26 protein-coding genes are annotated in these 23,712 nt (G+C 56.8%); 10 read left to right on the top strand and 16 right to left on the bottom strand.

From position 1 onward, the window contains the following. The first annotated feature begins 5 nt into the window (after window positions 1-5). Window positions 6-341 (top strand): DOPA 4,5-dioxygenase family protein, encoded by a 336-nt coding sequence (locus GS630_RS19650; protein WP_171180910.1) that lies wholly within the window; start codon window positions 6-8, stop codon window positions 339-341. Here the strand turns inward: GS630_RS19650 and GS630_RS19645 are convergent. Continuing rightward, a complete protein-coding gene (locus GS630_RS19645; protein WP_171621336.1) occupies window positions 338-1,966 on the bottom strand; it encodes an acyl-CoA synthetase in 1,629 nt (542 codons plus the stop codon). The two genes, GS630_RS19650 and GS630_RS19645, sit on opposite strands and share 4 nt — an antisense overlap. 222 nt (window positions 1,967-2,188) lie before the next feature. Here GS630_RS19645 and GS630_RS19640 point away from each other — a divergent pair, with 222 nt between their 5' ends. Further along, window positions 2,189-3,580, top strand: a complete 1,392-nt coding sequence (locus tag GS630_RS19640; RefSeq protein WP_171621376.1) for an aspartate aminotransferase family protein — start codon at window positions 2,189-2,191, stop codon at window positions 3,578-3,580. Window positions 3,581-3,733: 153 nt separating this feature from the next. After that, the gene (locus GS630_RS19635; protein WP_171180915.1) at window positions 3,734-4,219 is read left to right on the top strand and encodes a DUF3124 domain-containing protein; all 486 of its coding nucleotides are present in this window, start codon (window positions 3,734-3,736) and stop codon (window positions 4,217-4,219) included. Window positions 4,220-4,475: 256 nt separating this feature from the next. Here GS630_RS19635 and GS630_RS19630 read toward each other — a convergent pair whose 3' ends face one another. The 6 genes from GS630_RS19630 to pyk form a co-directional block, all read right to left on the bottom strand. Beyond that, window positions 4,476-5,282 carry a phytanoyl-CoA dioxygenase family protein gene (locus GS630_RS19630; protein WP_171712205.1) on the bottom strand — a complete coding sequence of 269 codons (807 nt, stop codon included), beginning with the start codon at window positions 5,280-5,282 and terminating at the stop codon, window positions 4,476-4,478. 200 nt (window positions 5,283-5,482) lie between these two features. Next, complete coding sequence (rplT, locus tag GS630_RS19625) at window positions 5,483-5,848, bottom strand: 50S ribosomal protein L20 (RefSeq protein WP_152457001.1); 366 nt, start codon at window positions 5,846-5,848, stop codon at window positions 5,483-5,485. 14 nt (window positions 5,849-5,862) lie between these two features. After that, on the bottom strand, window positions 5,863-6,063 hold the full coding sequence (rpmI, locus tag GS630_RS19620; RefSeq protein ID WP_005981143.1) for a 50S ribosomal protein L35: 201 nt from the start codon (window positions 6,061-6,063) through the stop codon (window positions 5,863-5,865). Between the two features lie 184 nt (window positions 6,064-6,247). After that, window positions 6,248-7,798, bottom strand: a complete 1,551-nt coding sequence (locus GS630_RS19615) for a sodium:alanine symporter family protein (protein ID WP_171180919.1) — start codon at window positions 7,796-7,798, stop codon at window positions 6,248-6,250. Between the two features lie 13 nt (window positions 7,799-7,811). After that, window positions 7,812-8,249 (bottom strand): universal stress protein, encoded by a 438-nt coding sequence (locus GS630_RS19610; protein WP_171621334.1) that lies wholly within the window; start codon window positions 8,247-8,249, stop codon window positions 7,812-7,814. A 255-nt stretch (window positions 8,250-8,504) separates the two neighbouring features. Continuing rightward, window positions 8,505-9,950, bottom strand: a complete 1,446-nt coding sequence (pyk, locus tag GS630_RS19605; protein ID WP_171621333.1) for a pyruvate kinase — start codon at window positions 9,948-9,950, stop codon at window positions 8,505-8,507. 141 nt (window positions 9,951-10,091) lie between these two features. On the opposite strand from pyk, the gene GS630_RS19600 reads away from it, so the two are divergent. The 3 genes from GS630_RS19600 (at window position 10,092) to GS630_RS19590 (ending at window position 11,552) form a co-directional block, all read left to right on the top strand. Continuing rightward, window positions 10,092-10,829: an N-formylglutamate amidohydrolase gene (locus GS630_RS19600; RefSeq protein ID WP_171621332.1), complete on the top strand. Its 738-nt coding sequence runs from the start codon at window positions 10,092-10,094 to the stop codon at window positions 10,827-10,829. 88 nt (window positions 10,830-10,917) lie between these two features. Continuing rightward, window positions 10,918-11,157 (top strand): DUF6868 family protein, encoded by a 240-nt coding sequence (locus GS630_RS19595; RefSeq protein ID WP_171180927.1) that lies wholly within the window; start codon window positions 10,918-10,920, stop codon window positions 11,155-11,157. Between the two features lie 80 nt (window positions 11,158-11,237). Beyond that, window positions 11,238-11,552: a DUF1244 domain-containing protein gene (locus GS630_RS19590; protein ID WP_170469595.1), complete on the top strand. Its 315-nt coding sequence runs from the start codon at window positions 11,238-11,240 to the stop codon at window positions 11,550-11,552. 42 nt (window positions 11,553-11,594) lie between these two features. Here GS630_RS19590 and GS630_RS19585 read toward each other — a convergent pair whose 3' ends face one another. From GS630_RS19585 to dgcN, 3 genes are all read right to left on the bottom strand, one after another. Continuing rightward, complete coding sequence (locus GS630_RS19585) at window positions 11,595-12,455, bottom strand: D-amino-acid transaminase (protein ID WP_171236212.1); 861 nt, start codon at window positions 12,453-12,455, stop codon at window positions 11,595-11,597. Between the two features lie 10 nt (window positions 12,456-12,465). Further along, window positions 12,466-13,431: an N-acetyl-D-Glu racemase DgcA gene (gene dgcA / locus GS630_RS19580; protein WP_171236213.1), complete on the bottom strand. Its 966-nt coding sequence runs from the start codon at window positions 13,429-13,431 to the stop codon at window positions 12,466-12,468. Between the two features lie 74 nt (window positions 13,432-13,505). Then, complete coding sequence (gene dgcN / locus GS630_RS19575; RefSeq protein WP_171236214.1) at window positions 13,506-14,507, bottom strand: N-acetyltransferase DgcN; 1,002 nt, start codon at window positions 14,505-14,507, stop codon at window positions 13,506-13,508. Window positions 14,508-14,802: 295 nt separating this feature from the next. Between dgcN and GS630_RS19570 the strand changes: the two genes are divergently transcribed. Beyond that, entirely contained in the window at window positions 14,803-15,765 is a 963-nt protein-coding gene (locus GS630_RS19570; protein WP_171180934.1) for an L-malyl-CoA/beta-methylmalyl-CoA lyase, read from the top strand. 42 nt (window positions 15,766-15,807) lie between these two features. Here GS630_RS19570 and GS630_RS19565 read toward each other — a convergent pair whose 3' ends face one another. Beyond that, window positions 15,808-16,386 (bottom strand): PA14 domain-containing protein, encoded by a 579-nt coding sequence (locus tag GS630_RS19565; RefSeq protein WP_171180936.1) that lies wholly within the window; start codon window positions 16,384-16,386, stop codon window positions 15,808-15,810. Window positions 16,387-16,505: 119 nt separating this feature from the next. Next, window positions 16,506-16,958: an Lrp/AsnC family transcriptional regulator gene (locus GS630_RS19560; RefSeq protein WP_171180938.1), complete on the bottom strand. Its 453-nt coding sequence runs from the start codon at window positions 16,956-16,958 to the stop codon at window positions 16,506-16,508. 73 nt (window positions 16,959-17,031) lie between these two features. Here GS630_RS19560 and GS630_RS19555 point away from each other — a divergent pair, with 73 nt between their 5' ends. Together GS630_RS19555 and GS630_RS19550 are read left to right on the top strand one after the other, a co-directional pair. After that, window positions 17,032-17,628, top strand: a complete 597-nt coding sequence (locus GS630_RS19555) for a LysE family translocator (protein WP_171180940.1) — start codon at window positions 17,032-17,034, stop codon at window positions 17,626-17,628. Window positions 17,629-17,709: 81 nt separating this feature from the next. Next, window positions 17,710-19,224 carry a malonyl-CoA synthase gene (locus tag GS630_RS19550; RefSeq protein ID WP_171621331.1) on the top strand — a complete coding sequence of 505 codons (1,515 nt, stop codon included), beginning with the start codon at window positions 17,710-17,712 and terminating at the stop codon, window positions 19,222-19,224. Between the two features lie 13 nt (window positions 19,225-19,237). Here GS630_RS19550 and GS630_RS19545 read toward each other — a convergent pair whose 3' ends face one another. The 3 genes from GS630_RS19545 to GS630_RS19535 are packed head-to-tail and all read right to left on the bottom strand — an operon-like array spanning window position 19,238 to window position 21,302. Further along, window positions 19,238-20,035, bottom strand: a complete 798-nt coding sequence (locus GS630_RS19545; RefSeq protein WP_171621330.1) for an iron chelate uptake ABC transporter family permease subunit — start codon at window positions 20,033-20,035, stop codon at window positions 19,238-19,240. Next, entirely contained in the window at window positions 20,035-20,787 is a 753-nt protein-coding gene (locus GS630_RS19540; protein WP_171180946.1) for a metal ABC transporter ATP-binding protein, read from the bottom strand. The genes GS630_RS19545 and GS630_RS19540 overlap by 1 nt, the downstream gene beginning before the upstream one ends. 2 nt (window positions 20,788-20,789) lie before the next feature. Then, on the bottom strand, window positions 20,790-21,302 hold the full coding sequence (locus GS630_RS19535; RefSeq protein WP_171236215.1) for a Fur family transcriptional regulator: 513 nt from the start codon (window positions 21,300-21,302) through the stop codon (window positions 20,790-20,792). A 57-nt stretch (window positions 21,303-21,359) separates the two neighbouring features. Here GS630_RS19535 and GS630_RS19530 point away from each other — a divergent pair, with 57 nt between their 5' ends. Continuing rightward, entirely contained in the window at window positions 21,360-22,520 is a 1,161-nt protein-coding gene (locus GS630_RS19530) for a zinc ABC transporter substrate-binding protein (protein ID WP_171712203.1), read from the top strand. Between the two features lie 177 nt (window positions 22,521-22,697). Here the strand turns inward: GS630_RS19530 and GS630_RS19525 are convergent, their stop codons facing one another. Next, window positions 22,698-23,705, bottom strand: a complete 1,008-nt coding sequence (locus GS630_RS19525) for an Ldh family oxidoreductase (RefSeq protein ID WP_171621328.1) — start codon at window positions 23,703-23,705, stop codon at window positions 22,698-22,700. Between the last annotated feature and the right edge of the window lie 7 nt (window positions 23,706-23,712).

The following is a 23,712-nucleotide window of genomic DNA, read 5'->3' as shown; positions in this document are numbered from 1 at the left end:
TCACCATGCCTGAGATCACCGGCTACCACGCCCATGTCTATTTCGATGCCGACACACAAGCGACGGCACAACAGGTCTGTGAAGAGGCCGCACGCCTATTCCCGGTTCAGATGGGGCGTATGCATGCCCGCAACGTCGGCCCCCACCCACGCTGGAGTTGCCAGTTGGGCTTTGACGCCGATGCATTTGATCAAGTCATGCCATGGCTGATGTTGAACCGGCAGGGCCTGACCGTGTTCACCCACCCCGAAACCGGTAATCATCTGGAAGATCACCGTGATCGCGCGCTCTGGATGGGTGAGATGCTGGATCTGGACCTGTCGATCTTCGACAGGCTTTAACCTAACGCCCGCGCCTGATCCCGCAGGACGAATTTCTGCACCTTGCCGGTTGATGTCTTCGGCAGGGTGCCGAAAACCACGGTCTTTGGTGCTTTGAAATGGGCCATGTTGTCTCGGCAGAAGGCAATTAAGTCTGCCTCGGTAGCGGTGGCATCCGGTTTCAGCTCGACAAACGCACAAGGCGTTTCGCCCCATTTCTCATCCGGTCGCGCGACCACGGCCGCCTCCATCACCGCCGGATGTTTGTAGAGGATACCCTCGACCTCGACGGACGAGATATTCTCGCCACCCGAAATGATGATGTCCTTGGATCGATCCTTGAGTGCGACATAGCCGTCAGGGTGCATGACGCCCAAGTCACCGGACGCAAACCATCCGCCTTTGAAGGCCCCGTCCGTGGCGTCTGGGTTCTTTAGATACCCTTTCATCACCACGTTACCCTGCATGAATATCTCACCCATGGTTTCACCATCCGCCGGAACAGGTTCCATGGTATCGGGATCAGCCACCATCAGGCCAGACAGCGCCGTGTACCGCACACCCTGGCGTACTTTCAGAGCGGCGCGGTCTTCGGGGCCTTTTTCATTCCATTCGTCTTTCCAGGCACACACGACCGAAGGCCCATACGTTTCGGTCAGGCCATAGACATGCGTGACCTCGACGCCCATCGCCTCCATCGCTTCGATCACAGCTGCAGGCGGCGGTGCACCCGCCGTCATCACCTTGATCTGATGATCAAAGTCTTTCAGCTCATCCGGAGCATGGGCGAGCATGTTCAAAACGATGGGCGCCCCGCAGAAATGCGTGACTTTCTCATCGCGGAAAGCCGCATAGATCGGCTCGGCCCGTACGGCACGCAGACAGACCGACACGCCTGCATTGGCGGCCATGGCCCAAGGGAAACACCAGCCATTGCAATGAAACATCGGAAGGGTCCACAGATAAACTGAATGCTTGGGCATATCCCAATCCAGCAGATCCGACTGCGCATTCAGCGTGGCACCTCGGTGATGATAAACGACACCTTTCGGATTGCCTGTAGTACCCGAAGTGTAGTTCAGCGTGATTGCGTCCCATTCATCCTCGGGCAGAGACCAGCTGAATTCCGGGTCGCCTTCGTTCAGAAGGGCATCGTAGGTCAGGTTGCCCAGCTTTTCACCACCTTCAAAGCCGGGGTCTTCGATGTCTATGATCAGAATGTCATGGTCGACCTGCTTTAACGCTTCTTTCACGACGCCCGAAAACTCTGGATCGACCAGCAGCGCCTTAGCCTCGGCGTGGTTCAAAATGAAGGCAACAATCGGCGCATCCAGGCGCGTGTTGATGGCGTTCAGAACAGCTCCGGCCATTGGAACGCCGAAATGCGCTTCATACATCTCGGGGATGTTCGCTGCGATTATGGAAACGGTATCGCCTTTTCCTATCCCGCGCGCGCTCAACGCGCCCGCCAAACGTCGACACCGGGCATAGGTTTCAGCCCAAGTATACCTGCGTTCACCATACACCACCGAAGGATAATCTGGGTAAACCTGCGCCGTCCGGTCCAAGAAGGTCAGCGGTGACAAGGGCGTGTAGTTTGCCCGGCATTTATCCAAATGACGCTCGTAGATGTTTGTGGCTGTCATCTGCTCATCCTCCCAAATCGCAGTACGCGCGACTTGAACATAAACTTGGTGGCCTGACAAATCCGTAGTAATACGGTGTGCACCCATTCTGGCAATACGGGATGGTGTTATCTGGCCCTACTTACAAAGGGCCTTTCGCGGTGATTTGGAGCATCTTAAACACATGCAGGGGTCTCGCTTGACCATCGACCCCAGAAGCGCATCTCAGTGAAAGGACTTGTCATGGACGGCACGTTCAACGAAAACGATCTTTCCCGCGTGGTCGAAGCCGACCGCGCCCATATCTGGCACCACCTGCTGCAGCATAAACCCTTTGAAACCAATGACCCGCGTATCATTGTCGAAGGCAAAGGTATGCGCGTCTGGGATCAGAAGGGCAAGGAACACCTGGATGCTGTTTCGGGTGGCGTCTGGACAGTGAACGTCGGCTATGGCCGCGAATCAATCTGTAAGGCGGTCTATGACCAGTTGATGAAACTGTGCTATTTCGCCAATACCGCAGGTTCGATCCCCGGCTCCATCTTTGCGGAAAAGCTGATCGAAAAGATGCCCGGCATGAGCCGCGTCTACTACACCAACTCGGGATCCGAAGCGAACGAGAAGGCGTTCAAGATGGTGCGCCAGATCGCGCACAAGAAATACGGCGGCAAGAAAACCAAGATCCTGTATCGCGACCGCGACTATCACGGCTCGACGCTGGCGACCATGTCGGCGGGTGGTCAGGACGAGCGTACCGCGCAATACGGTCCCTTCGCACCTGATTTTGTACGCGTTCCGCACTGCATGGAATATCGCAAGCATGAACTCGACGGTGCACCCGTCGAAAACTTCGGCGAATGGGCAGCAGACCAGATCGAAGAAGTCATCCTGCGCGAAGGCCCTGACACCGTTGGCGCCCTGTGCCTTGAGCCCGTCACCGCCGGTGGTGGTGTGATCGAAGCGCCTGAAGGGTATTGGCAGCGCGTGCAGGAGATCTGCAAAAAGTACGACGTGCTGCTGCATATCGACGAAGTTGTTTGCGGCGTAGGCCGGACTGGGACATGGTTCGGGTACCAGCAGTATGGCATCAAGCCCGACTTCGTAACCATGGCCAAGGGCGTTGCATCGGGCTATGCCGCTATTGCTGTGATGGTCACGACCGAGGAAGTCTTTGACATGTTCAAAGACGACGCGTCGGACCCGATGGGCTATTTCCGCGATATCTCGACCTTTGGCGGTTGCACCGCCGGTCCGGCAGCGGCGATTGAGAATATGCGCATCATCGAAGACGAGAACCTGTTGGGCAACTGCGCCGACATGGGCAACCGCATGTTCGACAACCTGCAAGCGCTGATGGAAAAGCACAAGGTTATCGGCGACGTGCGCGGCAAGGGCCTGTTCCTGGGGGCCGAACTGGTCACCGACCGTACGACCAAAGACCCGATGGATGAAAAGCGGGTTCAGGCCGTTGTCGCCGATTGTATGGCGCAAGGCGTGATCATCGGTGCCACCAACCGCTCGATCCCCAGCCGTAACAACACGCTGTGCTTCTCGCCCGCACTGATCGCAACGGCGGATGACATCGACCAGATCACTGACGCCGTTGACGGCGCGTTGGGGCGTGTTTTCGGGTAAGCTGACCAAATATTAAAAAAAGAAAAACCGGCACATCGAGTGTCGGTTTTTTTGTGAATGGTCGAAGTGCGGACAAAGCGGTCATTTTCTTGCGCCGAATCTTGTCATCCGTATGCTCATATTCACGACTGAACAAACGGAGCATTCTCCTAAATGAAGTTTTTCTCCCGCAGATATTTCTGGTCACTCTCAATGGCTTTGGTTTCGTTGACGACTGTACCAAGCCCTTCATTCGCACAAGTTTCGGAGAGTGTAACATCTCAAGTCATCTATGTTCCCTCCTACTCGCGAGTTTTCACGCAGGAAGGGCGCAGCGAACCGCTCGCGTCTACCCTCGTTGTGCACAACATTAGTCTTCAATCAGAGATCAAAGTTGAGCGCGTCGAATATTACGACAGAGCGGGGCAGCTTCTGGAAACCCTCATAAATGAGCCCGTTCAGCTGATGCCATTTGGGTCAATGAATGCGCTTGTACCTATTGGTAGCGTCGGAGACGGCATCGGCGCGAATTTCGTAGTCACATGGTCGGCAGAAGTTCCGGTGTCACCCCCTATCGTAGAAGCAATCATGGTCGGTGGAAGCGGCACTCAAGGGATCTCGTTTACAAGCCGAGGTCAGGTGTTGTCACAAGAACCGTAACACCGACCACTACTTTGCTTCTATGTGACCAGCTCGACCATTAAGCTAATACCTAAGCAACAGTGACTGGTTCTTTGCCACTGCGACTGGAGCTAAGTTTGGGCTCAAAGCCGACATTCTCTACGTTCAAAAAAGGCCGCTCCAATCGGGACGGCCTTGAACTCGCAATCTCTCGAAAGAGGATCAGGCAGTCAGAGCGGCCAGCGTTTGGGCCACTCTCTGCTTTGCATTTTGCCCAAAGCGGTTCGTCAATGCCTCAGGCTGTTCCTGCTATTTCAACATGACGCTGTTCCAGCTCGATTTGCCTCTGCACCGCCACAGGATCAAGATCGCTTTCAGCGGGAGTGTCGATTCCAAAATGGCCGAAATTGTCTTCTCCGCGCACCAGCATTGCCGTATCGAGATCATGTTTGGTCTGACGTACATGCGCCGCAAGATACTGAATATTCAGCCCAATTCGGCGATCCTTACTTTTGTTCGGCATCGAGGCATGAAGCGTCCAACCATGGTGAAAACTCGCCTCGCCCGGACGCAGCGGACAAAGCTTAGCCTTGCTCTCATCAACTCCAAGAACAGTCTGCCCCTGCAAAAGAACGTTATCGTCATCTTCCGTTGTTTCATGGCTCATCACACCATTCGCGTGACTTCCCGGGAGCATTCGCATGCAACCGCTTTCCTCGTCCGCTGGCGACAAGGCGAGCCAAGCGGATACCTGGTCGTCATGACTCAGGCCCCAATACGTCAGATCCTGATGCCAACTGACATGCGAGGTCGAGCCAGGTTCTTTGATGATGTAGGTAACATTGTACAACAGAATGTCGGGCCCGATCAGCGCTTCGATGAGATCGAGCATCAGGGAGTGCGTAGCAAGCTTGTACGGCGAAGTTAGAATTGTGTGCGCTTTGGACTTATAATGCATGGACGCACCTAGTTGGTTTTCGGCCCATTCCATTGCGGCCCGGTGTTCTTGCGCTTCGGATTCAGTCAGGATCGGAACACCACCTACATAACCGTCCCGATTGTAAGCGTTCGCCCAAGTTCTTACCCTTTGGTCTACTCCCATAGTCGCCTCCCACGAAATGACTAAGCAATCGTTAGTGGAAAAACATGACCTGCCAAGCCTGTTTCGGCTCTGGTTTGCGTCGGCGCCAATGAAAATTGAAACATACCGTACCGAATGCGCGCTTGGAGCTTTTCGACCCATGATGCAAAAAAGCCGCCCCAACCGGGACGGCTTTTCTTTCACTGTCTCTTTTCAGAGGATCAGGCGGTCAGAGCGGCCTGAGCTTTGGCGACGATCGCGCCGAACGCTTCCGGTTCGTGCACGGCCAGGTCGGCCAGAACTTTGCGGTCCACTTCGATACCGGCCAGGTTCAGGCCGTTGATGAAGCGGGAATATGTCAGTGCTTCGTCATGCGAACGGACAGCAGCGTTGATACGCTGGATCCACAGCGCGCGGAAGTTGCGCTTGCGGTTCTTACGGTCGCGGGTTGCGTACTGGTTGGCCTTGTCGACGGCCTGACGGGCAACCTTGAAGGTGCTCTTGCGGCGGCCATAGTAACCTTTGGCAGCCTTGATGACCTTCTTGTGACGGGCGTGAGTTACGGTTCCACCTTTAACGCGGGACATCTCTTAATCTCCTCTTAGCGGTCGTAGGGCATGTAGCCCTTGACGATCTTGGCGTCGGGGGCGGACAGTGTGGTGGTGCCACGGGCGTCGCGGATGAATTTCTTGGTCCGCTTGATCATGCCGTGCCGCTTACCGGCCTGGCCTGCCATGACCTTACCGGTCGCAGTCACCTTGAAGCGCTTTTTAGCGCTCGATTTGGTCTTCATCTTAGGCATTTCCGTCTCCTTTTTCGGGTTCGGTTTCAAACGCGACTCGGCATGCCATCTCGGCCGGTCACGCGATCAGACGCGCCATTTACGCAAGTTCCGTCATACTGGCAAGGGGGATTCGACCAGAATCTGCGCTTTGTGCGCGGCTGGTCTGGCACCGGGGCGACATTGGCCGCCCCGGTGGATTGGATCAATGCTCGAACTTGCGGATTTCTCCGCTTTTCAACCGCTCAGCATAAGACGCCAGTTCCTGACGCACGACTTTCATCAGGAAGTAAAGCGCAAAGACGTTCACCACAGCCATCGCAAAGATCGCCGCATCCGAGAAGTCGATGACCGGGCCCAGATTGGCCGCCGCACCGATGACAACGAAGATGCAGAAGATGATCTTGAACACCAGCTCTTTGGTGTGACCTTCGCCGAACAGGTAAGTCCAGGCTTTGAGGCCGTAGTAGGACCAGCTGATCATGGTCGAGAAGGCAAACAGAACCACGGCAATCGCCAGGATGAAGGGGAACCAGCTGAACGCGCTACCGAAGGCGGCGGAGGTCAGGCTGACGCCGGAGTTGCCATCAACGGTGGCAATGGCGTTACCCGCCTCGTTCAGCATGTAGTTGCCCGTCGCCGGGTCAACGATGAGCTGCTGCGTGATGATGATCACCAGCGCCGTCATGGTACAGATCACAACCGTGTCGATGAACGGTTCCAGCAGTGAAACGAACCCTTCGGTGATCGGTTCCTTGGTCCGAACAGCCGAGTGGGCGATGGCAGCCGAGCCCACACCCGCTTCGTTCGAAAACGCAGCACGGCGGAAGCCCTGGATCAGCGCACCAACCATACCGCCCGCAACGCCAAGGCCGGTGAAAGCGCCCGCAAAGATCTGGCCAAAGGCCCAGCCGATCTGATCAGCGTGCATGATGATGATGACCAGCGCTGCCAGCACATACATCACGCCCATGAACGGTACGACCTTCTCAGTCACACGCGCGATCGACTTCAGACCACCTACGATTACTGCAAAGACGATGGCCGCAAAGACCAGACCCGTGATCCAACCGGGGTAATCCCCCACGATTCCTGCAATCTGTTGATGTGCCTGATTGGCCTGGAACATATTGCCCCCGCCCAGCGCGCCAAGAATACAGAAGATCGAGAACAGAACCGCGAGGATTTTACCACCGGGCAACCCAAGTTCAGCAAAGCCCTTGGACATATAGTACATCGGACCGCCCGAGACGGTGCCGTCCTCGTATTCGTTGCGGTATTTCACGCCCAGCGTACATTCGGTGAATTTCGACGCCATGCCCAACAGGCCCGCGACAATCATCCAGAACGTCGCTCCCGGCCCGCCGATTCCGATGGCAACCGCCACACCGGCAATATTACCAAGGCCAACCGTTCCGGACAGCGCCGTGGCCAGAGCTTGAAAGTGGCTAACCTCACCGGCGTCATTTGGATCGGAATAGTCGCCTTTGACAAGGCTGATCGAGTGTCCAAAGAAGCGGAACTGCACAAACGCAAAATAAAGCGTAAAGACAGTGGCCGCGATCACCAGCCAGCCGACGATCCACGGAAAACCGGTTCCCGGGAAGGGTGCAAAAATAAAGCTGACAAAGGGTCCGGTTGCATCAGCAAAGGCTTGATTGATCTTATCATCCAGGCCCGGCGCCTCTTGCGCCGAAGCTGCAGTGGCCATGAAGGCGGCAAGCGCCGCAAGGTACAGGTGTTGTAGCGTTTTCATTCTTCTGCCCACCTCAATTTACAACTGTAACCGGAACATCGGCATGCATCACAAGGTTCTGTGTTGAACTGCCGAAGATACGTTTCTTGATGCCGTCCGCTGAAGCCCGGCCCACAACAATCTGAGAGGCTTCGTTTTCAACGGTGATGGCGTTCAACGTTTCCGCCACATCGCCATGGCGCACAACGCCCTGCGCCGCGAAACCAGCTGCCTTGAGGGCGTCAACGGCGGGCGTCACAATACGTGACGTCGCCAACTCGACCTCTTCCTCACGCCGCTTGTGGCGCTGTGCGTTTTCTTCCGGTGTCTGGAATGTATAAGGGGACCATTCAATCACATATGCGACCAGCAATTCACATGATCCGATCAGCTTTGCCAGGTCCGTGGCAAAGGCCATCGCGCGCTCACCGGTCTCTGTCCCGTCGAGTCCTATGACAATCTTTGTTGTCATCTTGTTCCTCCTTTTTTGTTGTTTGGTCCGGGGCCCGTGCCCCCGGCAGGGCAGCCGGAACTTGGAACTTTGGCTGAGACTGCCCCTAGGTCATTTATCAGGAAATTCTACCCACGAATGAAGACCATTGTGCCAAATTCGCCCATAACGGTCAAATTTCGCTTATAAATCAAGTTTTTCACCCGTCGCAAAACAGGAAAACGGCAGCTTAAACAGCAGCCGTTTCCTTAGTTCTGATGTCGACTTGGGCCCGAACTACTCGGGATCGGTGCTGTAAATCAGGCGTTCGTCACAGGGGGCGACTCGTAGAATATTGGTGGTGCCGGGAACATTAAACGGCACACCCGCCGTGACCACAATCTGATCTGCCTCGGATGCAAATCCACCGGCCCGCGCAGCGCGGGCTGCGTTCACCACAGCGCCCTTAAACCGTTGCAGTTCAGGTGTCATCACACAGTTGCAGCCCCAGCTCAGACACAACCGCCGGGCGGTTCCCCGTTGCGAGGTCATGGCGATGATCGGCACGCCCGGACGTTCACGCGCCGTCAGCGAGGCTGTTGTGCCGCTTTGGGTGAAACAGCAGATGGCCTTGATGTCGGTCTTTTCCGCAATCTCGCGCGCGGCAGCGACGATACCATCGGCCACGGTGCTGCCCTTGGCCGTCCGGGATGCCGCGATAATCTGGGTGTAAGTCGGGTCTGCCTCGACCTCGATAGCGACCTTGTTCATGGTTTGCACGGCTTCGACCGGATAGGCCCCCGCCGCCGATTCCGCGCTAAGCATGATGGCGTCCGTGCCTTCATAGATCGCCGTCGCCACATCCGATACCTCGGCGCGGGTTGGCATCGGGCTTTCGATCATGCTTTCCAACATCTGGGTCGCCACGATCACCGGTTTGGCCGCGCCACGGCACCTGCGGACCAGCCGTTTCTGGATCGGCGGCACAGCAGAGACCGGCAGCTCCACGCCGAGATCACCCCGCGCCACCATGATCCCATCTGACGCATCGAGAATATCGTCAAACGCCTCAACCGCAGCGGGCTTTTCAATCTTTGACAGGATCGCAGCACGACCGTCAGCCAGAGACCGGGCCTCGAACACATCCTTGGCACGCTGTACGAAGCTCAGCGCCAGCCAGTCGACACCCAGCTGACAGACAAACTCCAGATCGTCCCGGTCCTTGGCCGACAACGCTGCCAGCGGCAGCACAACATCCGGGACATTCACGCCCTTTCGGTTTGAGATGGTGCCGCCAACTTCGACCGTGCAGTTGGCGAAATCCTGACCGCAGTCCTGAACCGTCAGGCGGATCTTGCCATCATTCACCAACAGGCGCGCACCCGGCTCAAGCGCCGCAAAAATCTCGGGGTGCGGCAGGCATACTCTGTTTTTGTCTCCGGCGGCGGGATCAAGATCAAGGCGGAAGGCCGCGCCTTCCTCCAACTCTTCCGCCTCGTTTGCAAAGACGCCAACGCGCAGCTTTGGCCCCTGAAGGTCAGCCAGAATGGCAATCGGGCTGTCCAGATCCTTTTCGACCTGCCGAATAATCTTGTGCCGCTCGCGGATCTCATCATGGCTGCCGTGACTCATGTTCAGTCGAAACACATCGGCCCCGGCCTCATGCAAGGCGCGAATAGTATCGTAGTCACTAGACGCCGGTCCCAGCGTCGCCACGATTTTTACATTTCTCAGGCGTCGCATTGGTCTTGATCTCCTTACGTCGTCTTACTTGCAGATTAGGGTGCAGCAAAATGTTACCGCAAACATTGGCTGAGTGCTTATTGCCCAATTCCCTTTTCAAAGCAACTGCCCTACACCTGCGACAAACTAGATGACAGGCTCATGACGTACACCCCATTTTTTGTTCACGGCGCGGATCGCCCGTCGCGCTGGTTGATTACATGTGATCACGCAACCAATACCGTCCCCCCCGAAATAAACGGCGGCGACCTTGGTTTGCCACGTGAAGATATGGAACGCCACATTGCTTATGATGTCGGGGCATACGAAGTCTCCAAACATCTGGGTGAGGTTTTGGATGCACCAGTGGTTGCCGCCAATTTCTCGCGCCTTGTCATTGACCCCAACCGTGGCGAGGACGACCCGACCCTGTTGATGAAGCTCTATGACGGTTCGATCATCCCCGGCAACCGCCACGCGGATGCATCCGAGCGCGAAAGACGCCTGAACATGTGCTATCGCCCTTATCATGATGCGCTGGCGCAGATGGCCGCCCTGCCCCACGCGGTGATTGTCTCGATGCACTCCTTCACCCGCCAACTGCGCGGGCGTGAGCCACGTCCCTGGCACATCGGCGTCTTGCACACCCCAGACGAACGTTTTTCACGCCCCCTGATCGAGCGGCTTCAGGCCGAAGATGATCTGTGTGTCGGCGTCAATGAACCCTATACCGGTGTGCTGCCCGGAGATGCGATTGACAAGCACTGCACCGCTTTTGGCCGCCCCAACGCTTTGATCGAGCTGCGAAATGACCTGATCGGCGACCACGAGGGGCAGCGAGAATGGGCCGAACGGTTGGCGGTTGTCTTGCAGGACGCGCTGGAGTCCAGCGACCTTTGAAGACGCAGGTCGTGCACCTGCGATCCGCACTTCACGCTATTGTGAGCGCACAGTCTGATCCCCATATAATGAACGAAAGGGGATCGTCGTGACACATGAGTTTCTGACAACGTTCTTCGGCTGGATGGCCGCCCTCAATATCGCGGTTCTTCTGTTCACCACTGTCATGGTCCTGATGCTGCAGGATTGGATTGCGGGCATTCACGGCAAGCTGTTTCAGATGGAGCACCCAGACGTGAAACGTGCGTATTTCAGGTATCTTGCCAACTATAAGATCCTGACCCTTATCTTTTGCATTGTGCCATGGTTGGCTTTGAAACTGATGTAGGTGGGGCAGCCCGCTTATTGTAACAAGTCTGCTGGATTGTTAGGTCAAGCACAGCACACCAAACCACCCGGAGCAGCCTTATGGACAAGCAAACCGAAATCGAACTTCAGGCCGCCGCGTTTCGTCGGTTGCAAAAACACCTGATGGAAGACCGCACCGACGTTCAGAATATCGACATGATGAATCTGGCCGGATTCTGCCGCAATTGCCTGTCGCGCTGGTATCAGGAAGCCGCCAATGAAAAAGGCATCGAGATGGGCAAGGATGAAGCCCGCGAAGTGTTTTACGGCATGACCATGGATGAATGGAAAGCCAACTATCAGACCGATGCCAGCCCCGAAAAACAGGCAGCCTTCAAGGTCGCGTTTGAAGAGAATGTAACCAAAAAAGGCTAAGTCCAAAATGAACAAGGCCCGCCAAATCGGCGGGCCTTTTCTTTAGATCGCCGCCTTGCGACTTTCATCCAGATAAATTTCGCGCAGACGTTTGGCAATCGGCCCCGGTGTGCCGTCGCCTAGCACGACTCCGTCAATCTCGACCACCGGCATGACAAAGGCGCTGGCCGAGGTTGTGAACGCCTCATCCGCTTCTTTGGCCTCATCGATGGTGAACAGACGCTCTTCGATTTCCATTTGCGCTTCGGCGGCCATGCGCAGCACAGCCTTACGTGTTATCCCATGCAGGATGTCGTTCGACAGCGGGCGGGTGACAATCTTGCCGCTCTTGACGAAATAGGCGTTGTTGCTGGTGCCTTCCGTCACGTATCCGTCTTCGATCAACCAGGCATCATCACAACCCGCTTTCTTGGCCATCATCTTGCCCATCGACGGATAGAGCAGCTGAACGGTTTTGATATCGCGACGGCCCCAGCGAATGTCGTCGATCGAGATGATTTTGGCGCCTTTCTTCGACGCGGGGCTGTCAGCCAAACCCGGCTTGTTCTGTGTGAACAGAACGAGGCTGGGCTTGGTATCTGCCGATGGGAACACAAAATCACGGTCGCCATCGCTGCCGCGCGACACCTGCAGATACACCAGGCCTTCTTCGATGCCATTTAATTCCACCAGCTTGCGGTGTATCTCAAGCAATTCGTCTTTGGTGCAAGGCTCGGCCATCTCCAACTCGTCCAGCGAGCGCTTCAGGCGAACCGCGTGGCCTTCGAAATCGATCAGCTTGCCGTCCAAAATGCTGGTGACTTCGTAAACCGCGTCTGCAAACAGAAAGCCACGGTCAAAGATCGACACCTTGGCTTCGGTCTCGGGCAGGTATTCGCCATTTACGTAAACGGTTCGGGTCATGTTTGTCTCCTCAGCCCCAGAGCGCGGACACCGAAGGGTGCACTCCGGCGTCGTCAAAAATCAGCGGGGTGTCGCGGTCTTCGGCCAACAGAAGCGGGCCGTCAAGGTCTGTCACCATCGCACCCTGCGCCAGCAGTGTCGCAGGAGCCATGGCAAGCGAGCTTCCGACCATGCAACCCACCATGATGTCATAGCCTTGGGCAATCGCGGCTTTGCGCAATTCCAGCGCCTCGGTCAGACCGCCGGTTTTGTCGAGCTTGATGTTGATGACATCATATTTGCCCTTCAGCTTAGGCAGGCTGTTGCGGTCATGGCAGGATTCGTCTGCACAGACCGGTACCGGACGATCCATTCCGATCAGCGCATCGTCGTCTCCGGCCGGCAGGGGCTGTTCAACCAGTGCCACTCCCAGACGCACCAGATGCGGGGCGAGGTCGGCATAAACCTCAGCCGACCAGCCTTCGTTCGCATCTACGATGATCTTGGATTTAGGCGCCCCTGCACGCACGGCTTCAAGCCGGGGCATGTCGTCAGGTGTACCCAGTTTGATCTTCAGCAACGGGCGATGCGCGTTATCGGCAGCCTGTGCCCGCATCGCTTCGGGCGTATCCAGCGACAACGTGTAGGCGGTAATCTCAGGCCCCGGAACCGGCAGACCTGCCAGTTCCCAAACCCGTTTACCGGCGCGTTTGCACTCCAAATCCCACAAGGCGCAATCCACGGCATTTCGCGCAGCGCCAGCGGGCAGCAAGTCCATCAGCGACTGTCGGGTAAATTCCGCAGGCAACCCTGCAATCTCGGCCTCAACAGACTCGAGCGTTTCGTCGTAGCGCGCATAGGGGACACATTCGCCCCAACCCTGATGGGTTCCATCTGATATGCGAACCGTCAGAACTTTTGCTTCGGTCCGCGACCCGCGCGAAATGGTAAACACCTGCGCCAGCCGAAACACATCGCGAGAGACCTCTATCTGCACGCAACCGCTCCTTCATTTCTTTTCTAATGCTCTTACCGGAGGCGGATGACCCCGCCTCCGGCATGTTGTTCAGCTCACATTGCCGCCAGCGCGTCCACCAGCTTGCCGGACCCGAAACGGAACGGGTCGGTTGCAGGCAAGCCCATGTCGGCTTCGATCTTGGCCAGATAGGCAACCGCGTCTTCTTCGGACATATGCTGGGTGTTAACCGAAACGCCAACAACCTGACAATCAGGGTTCGCCACTTTGGCCAGTGCAAGCGCGGTGTCGCGCAGGGTTTCCAGTGACGGTTGCTGATAGGTCGGCAGACCGCGCATGTGTTCGCGGGTCGGTTCGTGGCTCAGGATCAGGGCGTCTGGCTGGCCACCATGGATCAACGCCATTGTCACACCTGAATAGGACACGTGGAACAAAGAACCCTGCCCTTCGATCAGGTCCCAGTGGTCCTCATCATTGTCGGGCGTCAGCCACTCGATTGAGCCCGCCATGAAGTCCGCAATGACCGCGTCAAGCGGCACACCATCGCCGGTGATCAGGATGCCAGTCTGACCGGTCGCCCGGAATGTCGACTTCATACCGCGCTTGCGCATTTCAGCATCGATCGCCATGGCCGTGTACATCTTGCCGACAGAACAGTCGGTACCCACAGCCAGGCAACGCTTACCCTTACGCTTGATCCCGTTGGCAATCGGGTATTCGATTTCGGGCACACGCACGTCGTGCAGCTTTTGACCAGTTGCTTCGGCTACGGCCACCAGATCGGGTTCGTCGCGCAACAGATTGTGCAGGCCAGAGGCAAGGTCAAATCCTTCCTCAAGCGCCATAACCAGAACCTTCTTCCATTCTTGGCTGATAACGCCGCCACGGTTGGCCACGCCAATAACCAGCGTCTTGGCGCCGGCTTCTTTCGCCTCGGTCAAGGTCATATCTGCCAGGCCCAGATCAGCCTTGCAGCCGTCCATGCGATACTGGCCGACGGCGTTTTCTGGACGCCAGTCCTTGATGCCCACAGCCACTTTGGCCGCCAATTGGTCGGGCGCATCGCCCAAAAACAGCAGGTACGGTGTCTCGATCATTGCGGTCACTCCTTTGATTCCGGCTTAAGCTAGAGAAACGGCAAAACGAGCGTTTCGCGTTTTGATCCGCTTGATACGACTAAGGCGCGATATTCTTGCACAAGTTTACTTCGATGCGCAAAAATATTCGAAGTTTTCAAAATGATTAAACTTTAATCACCTTTTCGCAGTTATCCAATACCTCCATTCTGCAGCCGCATTGCCGCAGATGCATAATCGCCCTTGCGCCACGCCGCGCAATTTAATACCTCATTGAGCAGGAAAATCGCAATTTCATTACTCGCACGAGGTCTCGATGAGCTTTCGCATCCAACCTGCCGCACCGGCACGCCCCAACCGTTGTCAGCTGTTTGGCCCCGGGTCGAACACCAAACTGTTCCCTAAGATGGCAGCGTCGGCTGCGGATGTGATCAACCTGGATCTAGAGGACTCGGTTGCGCCTTCGGACAAGGATGCGGCACGCGCCAACGTCATTGAGGCGCTGAACACAGTCGACTGGGGTACCAAATACATGTCCGTCCGGATCAACGGGCTGGACACGCCCTACTGGTACCGTGACGTTGTCGACGTGTTGGAGCAGGCAGGCGACCGTCTGGATCAGATCATGATCCCCAAAGTCGGATGTGCGGCGGATGTCTATGCGGTCGATGCGCTGGTCACAGCGATCGAGCGTGCCAAGGGCCGTACCAAACAAATCAGCTTCGAGGTTATCATCGAGTCTTCTGCTGGTATCGCGCATGTTGAAGAAATTGCAGCCTCATCCCCCCGCCTGCAGGCCATGAGCCTTGGGGCCGCCGATTTCGCAGCCTCGATGGGAATGCAGACCACCGGCATCGGCGGCACGCAAGAAAACTACTACATGCTGCGTGAAGGCGAGAAACACTGGTCTGATCCATGGCACTGGGCGCAAGCTGCCATCGTGGCCGCCTGCCGCACCCATGGCGTGTTGCCGGTGGATGGGCCTTTCGGCGATTTCAGCGATGACGAAGGCTATATCGCGCAGGCTAAACGTTCAGCGACTTTGGGTATGGTTGGGAAATGGGCGATCCATCCCAAGCAGATCGCATTGGCCAATCAGGTCTTCACCCCATCTGACGAAGCCGTTTCCGAGGCCCGCGAAATTCTTGCCGCGATGGAACAGGCCAAGGCAAATGGCGAAGGCGCGACTGTCTATAAGGGGCGCTTGGTCGACATCGCCTCAATCAAGCAGGCGGAAGTCATTGTGGCGCAGGCCGAACTGATTGCGGCAGGCAGTTAAGTCAAAAAAGGGCGCTCAATCGAGCGCCCTTTTTGTGTTATTTCAACGACCAAAAACCTCGTTCGGTGTCCATGTGAAGCGTTCACCCTTCTTTCCTGACTTCATCATCAGGCACGATGTTCCCAGTTTTTGGAAATAGACGATCTTCAATGGATACCAGCCCGCTTTGGGCACTTCTACTTCGGTGCGTTGATTGGCTTCACAGCCCTGAATGCTTGTAACACGGCCAATCTGCTGGCCACCAACCCAAGCCTCGATCCCGTCATTTGACCACGTCTCCAACTCGTAAACCCCAGGCGAGTCGAACCGCATATACCCCGTCACCTCGGCGGCAACATTGTAGGCTTGGTCGAAAGTCATGACGTCCTCGCCCTTGCTGGTGTCCCTGTAATCCAACCCACGCAACGGTTTTCCCGGCTTCGCCTGAGACAGCAAGCTTTTGGCCTGGCTCAGATCGCGGATCTTTTTGTGTTGGTTGCCAGTACCATAGTATTTCACATTCAGCCCCGCTTTCGGAGCAGGTTGCGGGCTGGCAGGTTGCAGTTTCAGCGGGGCAGTCAAAGCAGCCCCGGCAACAAGCGACATGGCTACTGCGGTCGCCACTGTTCGAACGAGTTTCATCGTAATCTCCCTGTTTGCGCGCCGTTTTGGCTGGGCCTATCCCCTGGCAACGTCATTACCATGACACTAGGCTGTGAATTTTTACCCTGCAAGAGAGTGAAACTTCACAATTTCAAGGGTTATGCCCTCAAATCCTTGGGTGATCCCATAACCACATACGACGTGATCGACGTAACATGAGGCAGTGTTCCCAACACCTCGGTATGAAAAGTCTTGTAGGACGGCAGGTCGGCGCATTCGACCCGAAGTAGGTATTCGATAGTGCCAGTGATGTTGTGGCATTCGACAACCTCGGGGGCTTGTTGCAAGGCGCGTTCAAACCCCTCCTGCGCGGCTTTTGTGTGTTCACCCAAGCCAACACCGATGTAAGCAACAAAGCCCACACCCATGGCGGCTGGGTCCAGAACGGCGCGATAACCGGTGATCACCCCAGCCTTTTCAAGCTCTTGAACACGACGCAAGCAAGCCGAGGGAGACAGGCCGATCCGTTCCGCCAGTTCCAGGTTGCTGATGCGCCCGTCGCGCGTTAGTTCACGCAATATCTGGCGGTTAATTTGATCATTTTTCATCATGAGTTGTGTAATTACCGGAAACACGCACAAATAAGCAATTTCATTTTCATGAGCACGATCAATACTACGCGCTATGACCTATGACATCCTTATGGCCCTGATCGTCTTTGCCTTTGTGACCTCGATCACGCCGGGACCCAACAATCTGATGCTGATGGCATCTGGCGCGAACTTCGGTTTTCGACGCTCGATCCCGCATATGCTGGGCATTGGCCTGGGGTTCACGGTCATGGTGCTGCTGGTTGGTGCAGGGTTGGTGCAGGTGTTCGACAGATACCCTATCAGCCACACCGCGTTGAAAATCGTTTCAGTCGTCTATCTTCTGTATCTGGCGTGGAAGATTGCCCATGCCGCGCCAGCCAAGGGATCAGAGGCGTCGGGCATCCCGATGACATTTCTGCAAGCGGCCGCCTTTCAATGGGTGAACCCCAAGGCCTGGGCCATGGCCCTGACGGCCACGACTGCATACGCCCCCAATCAGACGTTGCACGCGATCCTGCTGGTGGCCCTTGTCTTTGGCGCGGTCAATCTGCCCTCGGTCAGCACCTGGACGGTCCTTGGTCAGCAGATGGCACGCCTGCTGACAAATCCGCGCAGGCTGGTTGCTTTCAACTGGACGATGGCCGCGCTGCTTATTGCCTCGCTCTACCCTGTGCTTTGGCCACACTGAGTGATGATGACAAGCATTGGCACTTAGGCTATTCCGCATGGCATCTGACACGCGACGCGGCATGCAAGAAAGGTACCCCTGATGGCCAACCCACTTTACGATGGTTTGTTCGGTATCCACGCAGGAAAAGACACAACTTTTTTGTATTTGCCTGATGGTAAAACCCTCAGCTATCAGGCGTTTTTGAACACCGCGGCTCAGATCGCCCATGTGACCGTTAAGCTGGGCCTGAAACCCGGTGATCGTGTCGCCGCACAGATTGAAAAATCACCCGAGGCGCTGGCGCTTTTTGCGGCCTGCGCGCAAGCGGGCCTTGTGTTTCTGCCGCTCAACACCGCCTATACTGCGGACGAGCTGACCTATTTCATCGAAAACAGCGGTGCGTCGCTAGTTGTTTGTGACAGCGGCGCCCTAGACAACCTTTCGCCTATTGCAGCCCGACTTGACGCACAGATCGAAACCCTGAACGCCGATGGCTCGGGTTCTCTTTTAGATCAGACAGCAGGGCTGCCCGCGCATTTCGAAACCGTTGACCGGGACGAAGAGGATTTGGCCGCCTTCCTCTATACCTCTGGCACCACCGGTCGATCCAAAGGCGCGATGCTGTCCCAGAACAACTTGCTATCCAACGCACAGACATTGGTTGACGAGTGGCGCTTTACTTCTGACGACGTGCTGCTGCACGCCTTACCGATCTTTCACACACATGGGCTGTTTGTGGCGACCAACGTCATGTTGGCGGTAGGTGGCAGCATGATCTGGCTGCCCAAATTCGATCTGGACCAGATCATCGACTGGATGCCGCGCGCCACGTCGATGATGGGCGTTCCAACTTTCTACACCCGCCTGCTGGGAGACACGCGTTTCACCAAGGACCTGTCGGCCCATATGCGGTTGTTCGTGTCCGGCTCGGCGCCTTTGCTGGCAGACACCCATGTGCAGTTCGAGGATCGTACCGGCCACCGTATCCTGGAACGCTATGGCATGACCGAAACCAATATGAACACGTCAAACCCCTATGACGGCGAACGGCGCGCAGGAACCGTTGGCTTCCCGTTGCCCGGGGTAGAGCTCAAGGTCTGCGACACCGATGGCAACACCCTTCCGCAAGGAGAAATCGGTGCCCTAGAGGTACGCGGCCCCAACGTCTTTAAGGGCTATTGGCAAATGCCCGAGAAGACCGCTGCGGAACTGCGCTCCGATGGGTTCTTTATCACTGGTGATCTGGGCCGTGTTGATGAGGACGGATACGTTCACATCGTTGGCCGCAACAAAGACCTGATCATCTCGGGCGGTTACAACATTTATCCCAAAGAGATCGAATTGGTTTTGGACGACCAACCCGGTGTGCTGGAAAGCGCGGTGATCGGTGTGCCGCACCCGGACTTCGGCGAAACCGTCCTGGGCGTGATCGTGGCCGAGCCCGGTGCGAGCCCCGATTTGGATCAGATACAGACCTCAGTGTGCAAAAGCCTGGCCCGGTTTAAGCATCCCCGCGAACTGATCCTGATGGACGAACTGCCCCGCAACACCATGGGCAAAGTTCAGAAAAACAACCTGCGTGATCAGTACAAGGACATGTTCGCAAACGCCTAACGGCCACCCAGCCCTATGTCCTGCCCTGGGATTTCCATCCAAGGATGCTGAGGCAGGCAAACAAAACTGCCGCCACACAGACAATCGATGGTCCCGCAGGGGTGTCAAAAACATAAGCCGCTCTCAGCCCAGCAACGGCTGAAAACGCGCCGATCCCGGCGGCAATCAGGGCCATGGACTCGGGTGAACGCGCCAAGTTGCGGGACGCTGCGGCCGGAATGATCAGCATGGCCGCAATCAGCAGAACGCCCACAACCTTGATCGCCACCGCCACGGTGACAGCTAGGGACAGTGTCAGGATCAACTGCTCTCGCTTAGGATCAAAGCCACTGGCATAAGCCAGTTCTTCGTTCAGAGTGGCCGTCAACAGCTGCGACCAGCGCCAGGTGATCAGCGCGACAACCAACGCCGCACCGCCCCAGATCACGATGAGGTCCGAGCGCGATACGGCCAGAATATCCCCGAACAGGTAAGCCATAAGATCAATGCGTACACCGGACAGGAATGAAACGGCGACCAAGCCAAACGCCAGGGCAGAATGCGCCAGGACTCCCAAAAGCGTATCCATCGCATAGCCACGACCAGCCAAAAGGGTCACGGTCAGCGCCATCATCAGTGCCACGGCCAGCGCACCAGTGAAGATTGACATTTGAAAGGTCAGAGACAGCGCCACACCCAGAATTGCGGCATGTGCGGTTGCATCTCCGAAATACGCCATGCGCCGCCACACGACGAAACACCCAAGAGGGGCCGCTGCAAATGCCACACCAACACCGGCGAGCGTCGCGCGGGTCATAAAATCATCAAGCATTATTCCGCCGCTTCTTTAGGGGGGTGGTCATGATCATGTTCATGATCGTGATGGTGGTCATGCTCATGGCGATACAGCGCCAACGCCCCACCGGTGCCTGTACCAAACAACGCACGGTATTCCGGCGCCGACGCAACAACCGCCGGAGAGCCTTCGCAACAGACATGCCCGTTGAGGCATATCACCCTGTCCGAGGCGCTCATGACCACGTGCAATTCATGGCTGATCATCAGGATGGCACATCCGGTTTCACGGCGCACCGCCTCAATCTGCTGATAGAAGCTGGCTGACCCGCGTTGGTCCAGACCCTGGGTCGCCTCGTCCAGCAACAGAATGTCCGGACGGTTGATCAACGCCCGCGCCAGCAGCACCCTTTGGAACTGTCCACCGGACAACTGCGACATCTGGCGGTGCAAAAGATCCGGCACGCCCGCAGTTTCGAGCGCCAAACCGCATTGCGTGCGAGACACGCGGTCGGTCAGGCGCATGAACCGTTCAACGGAAATGGGCAATGTCGGGTCGACATGCAATTTCTGCGGCACATATCCGATTTTCAACCCTGGCTTCAGGGACACTTGCCCAGAAGACGGACGCGTCGCACCGATAATGGCACGCAGCAAGCTGGTTTTTCCCGATCCGTTGGGACCAACGATGGTGACGATTTCACCCGGTTCGACGGCCATGTCCACACGACTCAGCACGGTATGCGCGCCATAGCGCACGCTGAGGTTCTCAACAGTGATAAGGGCCATCTTTACGCCTTTTCGGTGCAGTCAGGGCAGAGACCTTCGGCTTCTACAACCGTTCGTTCGATCTCGAAACCCGCTGCGCGCGCTGCAGCACCCAGAACACCCTTGGCGGGGGCTGATTGCGCTTCGGCCACTGCATCACACTTTCTACAGATCATGAACGCCGGAGAATGCGACTGCCCCGGATGCGAGCACGCCACAAACGCATTCAACCGCTCGATCTTGTGGACAAATCCGTTCTGCACCAGAAAATCCAACGCGCGATAGGCAACGGGCGGCTGCGAACCAAATCCTTCGGCGCGCAACCGATCCAGAATTGCGTAAGCCCCAAGCGCACGGTGTTCTTGCAGCAGCATCTCAAGCACCTTGCGGCGCACTGGTGTAAGACGCAGCCCTTCGGTGCTGCATCGAGCTTCGACCGAGGCCAAGGCTGTTTCGACGCAGGTTTGATGGTCATGTTCCTGAAACCCTACCGGAGCCGAGTCCTTGACCGGCGCAGGGCGCGCATCACTTGTCATGTTATTTCATATCATGTATTGCCACTCGCAACGTTATAAAATCACACAGAGGGTCTGATGTCCAGAAAGCTTCTTCCATTGTCGATCACGGCTGCATTGATGGGTGGAACAGCCCTTGCGGACGCGCCAAACGTTGCGGTTGATATTGCACCAATCCATTCGCTGGTCGCCCGCGTCATGGACGGTGTCGGAACCCCGGACCTGATCGTTGCACCAGGTGCTTCGCCGCATGAATACAACCTTCGCCCTTCCGAGGCCGCAGCGCTGCAAGAGGCCGATCTGGTGTTCTGGATGGGCGAAGATCTGACGCCATGGATGGAGAATGCGATCGATACGCTGGCTGAAGGCGCAACCGTTGCATCCATGCTGGAGGCCGACGGTACCGTTCTTCTTGAATTCCGCGAAAACGCTTTGTTCGAAGCGCATGATCACGGCGACGAAGATGACCACGACGACCACGCCGAAGACAAGGATCACGACGATCACGACCATGACGATCACGCCAAAGAAGATAGGCACGATCATGAGGATCATGACGGACATGACGGACATGACGAGCACGATCATGACGATCATGCCAAAGATGACGACCATGATCACGAAGAACATGCGGACCACGATGGGCATGACGATCACGACCACGAAGATCACGCCAAGGATGACCATGATGATCACGACGACCATGGCCACGAAGGGCACGCCCATGGTGACCATGATCCACATGCCTGGCTTTCACCGGCAAACGCAGAAACCTGGCTGAATGTGATCGCGGCGCAGCTGTCTGCGGCGGACCCTGAAAATGCTGGCACCTATTTTGCCAACGCCGCCGCCGCGCGCGAGGAAATGGCTGCACTGTCTGCTGAAGTGGCCGAAACGCTGGACCCTGTACGGGGCGGCAGCTTCATCGTGTTCCACGACGCCTATCAGTATTTTGAAGACGCCTTCGACTTCCCCGCCTCTGGCGCAATCTCACTCAGCGATGCGTCCGACCCCAGCCCAGCACGCATTGCGGAAGTTCAAGGACGTATCCGCGATGAAAGTATCGACTGCGTTTTGGCAGAACCCCAGTTCGATCCGGGGATCGTTGAAAGCGTTATGGGTGGCGTCGAGGCCAAAACCAGCGTGATGGACCCCCTTGGATCCGATCTTCAGCCAGGCGCGGATCTTTATCCTAACGTCATTCGCAACCTTGCGAAATCCTTGGCCGAGTGCCTTTGACTCTATTGCTACAGCCCGACCATGGTCGGGCTCCTTGCAGCCCGGGGTAATGCGTTCAACGAGTGGTCCTGTTACGTGACTGCTTCGCCCCGGGCGCTCAGCCTTGCGGGTCCACCTCTGGTACGAAATCGACCCATTATTTCATCTGTGGCAGTCTGAAACCTGTTCAAACGCGCATCACAGAAAACCCGCGATCTTGTCGAGCGTCGCGCGACTGACCGCGACCCCCGACTGCCGAGATGACAGGCGCTTGGTACGGCGGCCGTCTCCGGGCAGATGCGCAGCCTCCTGCGCACGGATCGCCCCGACCAGTTCGGCAACACCGGTCTCAAACGCACCCGATGCCGTCGTCGTGGGATCAATCGCAATGAAGAATTGACCTGTCTTCGGCGGGCCGCCCACAGTTCCGGAAAACGGGGACGCGTTGATGCCCAAACTGGCCCCCGTCAGCGCTGCGGCCATGAGCTCTACCATGAGGGCGACGCCGACGCCTTTATATCCACCTGACGGTGCCATAGAGCCCTTCAGACCAACTTCAGGATCGGTTGTTGGGTTGCCATCCGCATCCAACGCCCACCCAACCGGGATTGGCTTGCCTTCGCGCGCATGTTTCATCACTTCGCTTTTGGCTATGGTACTGGCGCTCTGATCGATCAGCAGGGCGGGTTCGCCATCGGGGCCGGGCGCGGCAATGGAAAACGGATTGGTGCCAACCACAGGCTTCGACCCACCGGACGGCGCGATCGAAGCGGGGGCGTTGGTGAACCCCAGCCCCACCAGCCCGGCCTGGGCCAGCCGATAGGTGTGGTAGCCCAAAACGCCACAGTTATAGCTGTTTTTTATGGCCAGCACCGCGACGCCCTGTTCTCGGGCCGCCGGGATCAGGGCCTCGAACCCTGTGTCAATGGCCGAATGCGCAAAGCCGGTTGCGGCGTCAACCGCCACGACACCGGGTTTGGGGCGTGATAGAACGGGAACCGCTAAACCATCGACCTTGCCGCATTGCACATGCTCGCAATAGATCGGGATATAGGCGAGCCCGTGACTTGCAACGCCATCGGCTTCGGTTGCCGCTGTGGCCTGCGCCAGCGGGCGGGCATTTTCGTCGGATGTGCCAGCCGCAACGAGCGCGCGGAAAGACAGGTCTTCGATCTCAGCAAGGGTCAGGGTTTGTGTATCGGTCACTTTGGCG

It is taken from the genome of Ruegeria sp. HKCCD7303, assembly GCF_013111185.1.
Taxonomy (GTDB): Bacteria; Pseudomonadota; Alphaproteobacteria; order Rhodobacterales; family Rhodobacteraceae; genus Ruegeria.
This window is presented reverse-complemented; position numbering and strand designations above follow the sequence as displayed.

What these genes read in the sequence shown, in the direction of transcription:
- GS630_RS19590 (WP_170469595.1), top strand. Translation starts at nt 11,238, where the DNA reads ATGGACAAGCAAACCGAAATCGAACTTCAGGCCGCCGCGTTTCGTCGG.
- GS630_RS19555 (WP_171180940.1), top strand. Translation starts at nt 17,032, where the DNA reads ATGACCTATGACATCCTTATGGCCCTGATCGTCTTTGCCTTTGTGACC.
- pyk (WP_171621333.1), bottom strand. Translation starts at nt 9,950, where the DNA reads ATGCGACGCCTGAGAAATGTAAAAATCGTGGCGACGCTGGGACCGGCG.
- GS630_RS19545 (WP_171621330.1), bottom strand. Translation starts at nt 20,035, where the DNA reads ATGCTTGATGATTTTATGACCCGCGCGACGCTCGCCGGTGTTGGTGTG.
- GS630_RS19610 (WP_171621334.1), bottom strand. Translation starts at nt 8,249, where the DNA reads ATGACAACAAAGATTGTCATAGGACTCGACGGGACAGAGACCGGTGAG.
- GS630_RS19650 (WP_171180910.1), top strand. Translation starts at nt 6, where the DNA reads ATGCCTGAGATCACCGGCTACCACGCCCATGTCTATTTCGATGCCGAC.
- GS630_RS19535 (WP_171236215.1), bottom strand. Translation starts at nt 21,302, where the DNA reads ATGACAAGTGATGCGCGCCCTGCGCCGGTCAAGGACTCGGCTCCGGTA.
- GS630_RS19530 (WP_171712203.1), top strand. Translation starts at nt 21,360, where the DNA reads ATGTCCAGAAAGCTTCTTCCATTGTCGATCACGGCTGCATTGATGGGT.
- GS630_RS19540 (WP_171180946.1), bottom strand. Translation starts at nt 20,787, where the DNA reads ATGGCCCTTATCACTGTTGAGAACCTCAGCGTGCGCTATGGCGCGCAT.
- GS630_RS19645 (WP_171621336.1), bottom strand. Translation starts at nt 1,966, where the DNA reads ATGACAGCCACAAACATCTACGAGCGTCATTTGGATAAATGCCGGGCA.
- GS630_RS19600 (WP_171621332.1), top strand. Translation starts at nt 10,092, where the DNA reads ATGACGTACACCCCATTTTTTGTTCACGGCGCGGATCGCCCGTCGCGC.
- GS630_RS19585 (WP_171236212.1), bottom strand. Translation starts at nt 12,455, where the DNA reads ATGACCCGAACCGTTTACGTAAATGGCGAATACCTGCCCGAGACCGAA.
- GS630_RS19550 (WP_171621331.1), top strand. Translation starts at nt 17,710, where the DNA reads ATGGCCAACCCACTTTACGATGGTTTGTTCGGTATCCACGCAGGAAAA.
- GS630_RS19635 (WP_171180915.1), top strand. Translation starts at nt 3,734, where the DNA reads ATGAAGTTTTTCTCCCGCAGATATTTCTGGTCACTCTCAATGGCTTTG.
- GS630_RS19615 (WP_171180919.1), bottom strand. Translation starts at nt 7,798, where the DNA reads ATGAAAACGCTACAACACCTGTACCTTGCGGCGCTTGCCGCCTTCATG.
- GS630_RS19565 (WP_171180936.1), bottom strand. Translation starts at nt 16,386, where the DNA reads ATGAAACTCGTTCGAACAGTGGCGACCGCAGTAGCCATGTCGCTTGTT.
- GS630_RS19630 (WP_171712205.1), bottom strand. Translation starts at nt 5,282, where the DNA reads ATGGGAGTAGACCAAAGGGTAAGAACTTGGGCGAACGCTTACAATCGG.
- GS630_RS19640 (WP_171621376.1), top strand. Translation starts at nt 2,189, where the DNA reads ATGGACGGCACGTTCAACGAAAACGATCTTTCCCGCGTGGTCGAAGCC.
- rpmI (WP_005981143.1), bottom strand. Translation starts at nt 6,063, where the DNA reads ATGCCTAAGATGAAGACCAAATCGAGCGCTAAAAAGCGCTTCAAGGTG.
- GS630_RS19570 (WP_171180934.1), top strand. Translation starts at nt 14,803, where the DNA reads ATGAGCTTTCGCATCCAACCTGCCGCACCGGCACGCCCCAACCGTTGT.
- rplT (WP_152457001.1), bottom strand. Translation starts at nt 5,848, where the DNA reads ATGTCCCGCGTTAAAGGTGGAACCGTAACTCACGCCCGTCACAAGAAG.
- GS630_RS19560 (WP_171180938.1), bottom strand. Translation starts at nt 16,958, where the DNA reads ATGATGAAAAATGATCAAATTAACCGCCAGATATTGCGTGAACTAACG.
- dgcN (WP_171236214.1), bottom strand. Translation starts at nt 14,507, where the DNA reads ATGATCGAGACACCGTACCTGCTGTTTTTGGGCGATGCGCCCGACCAA.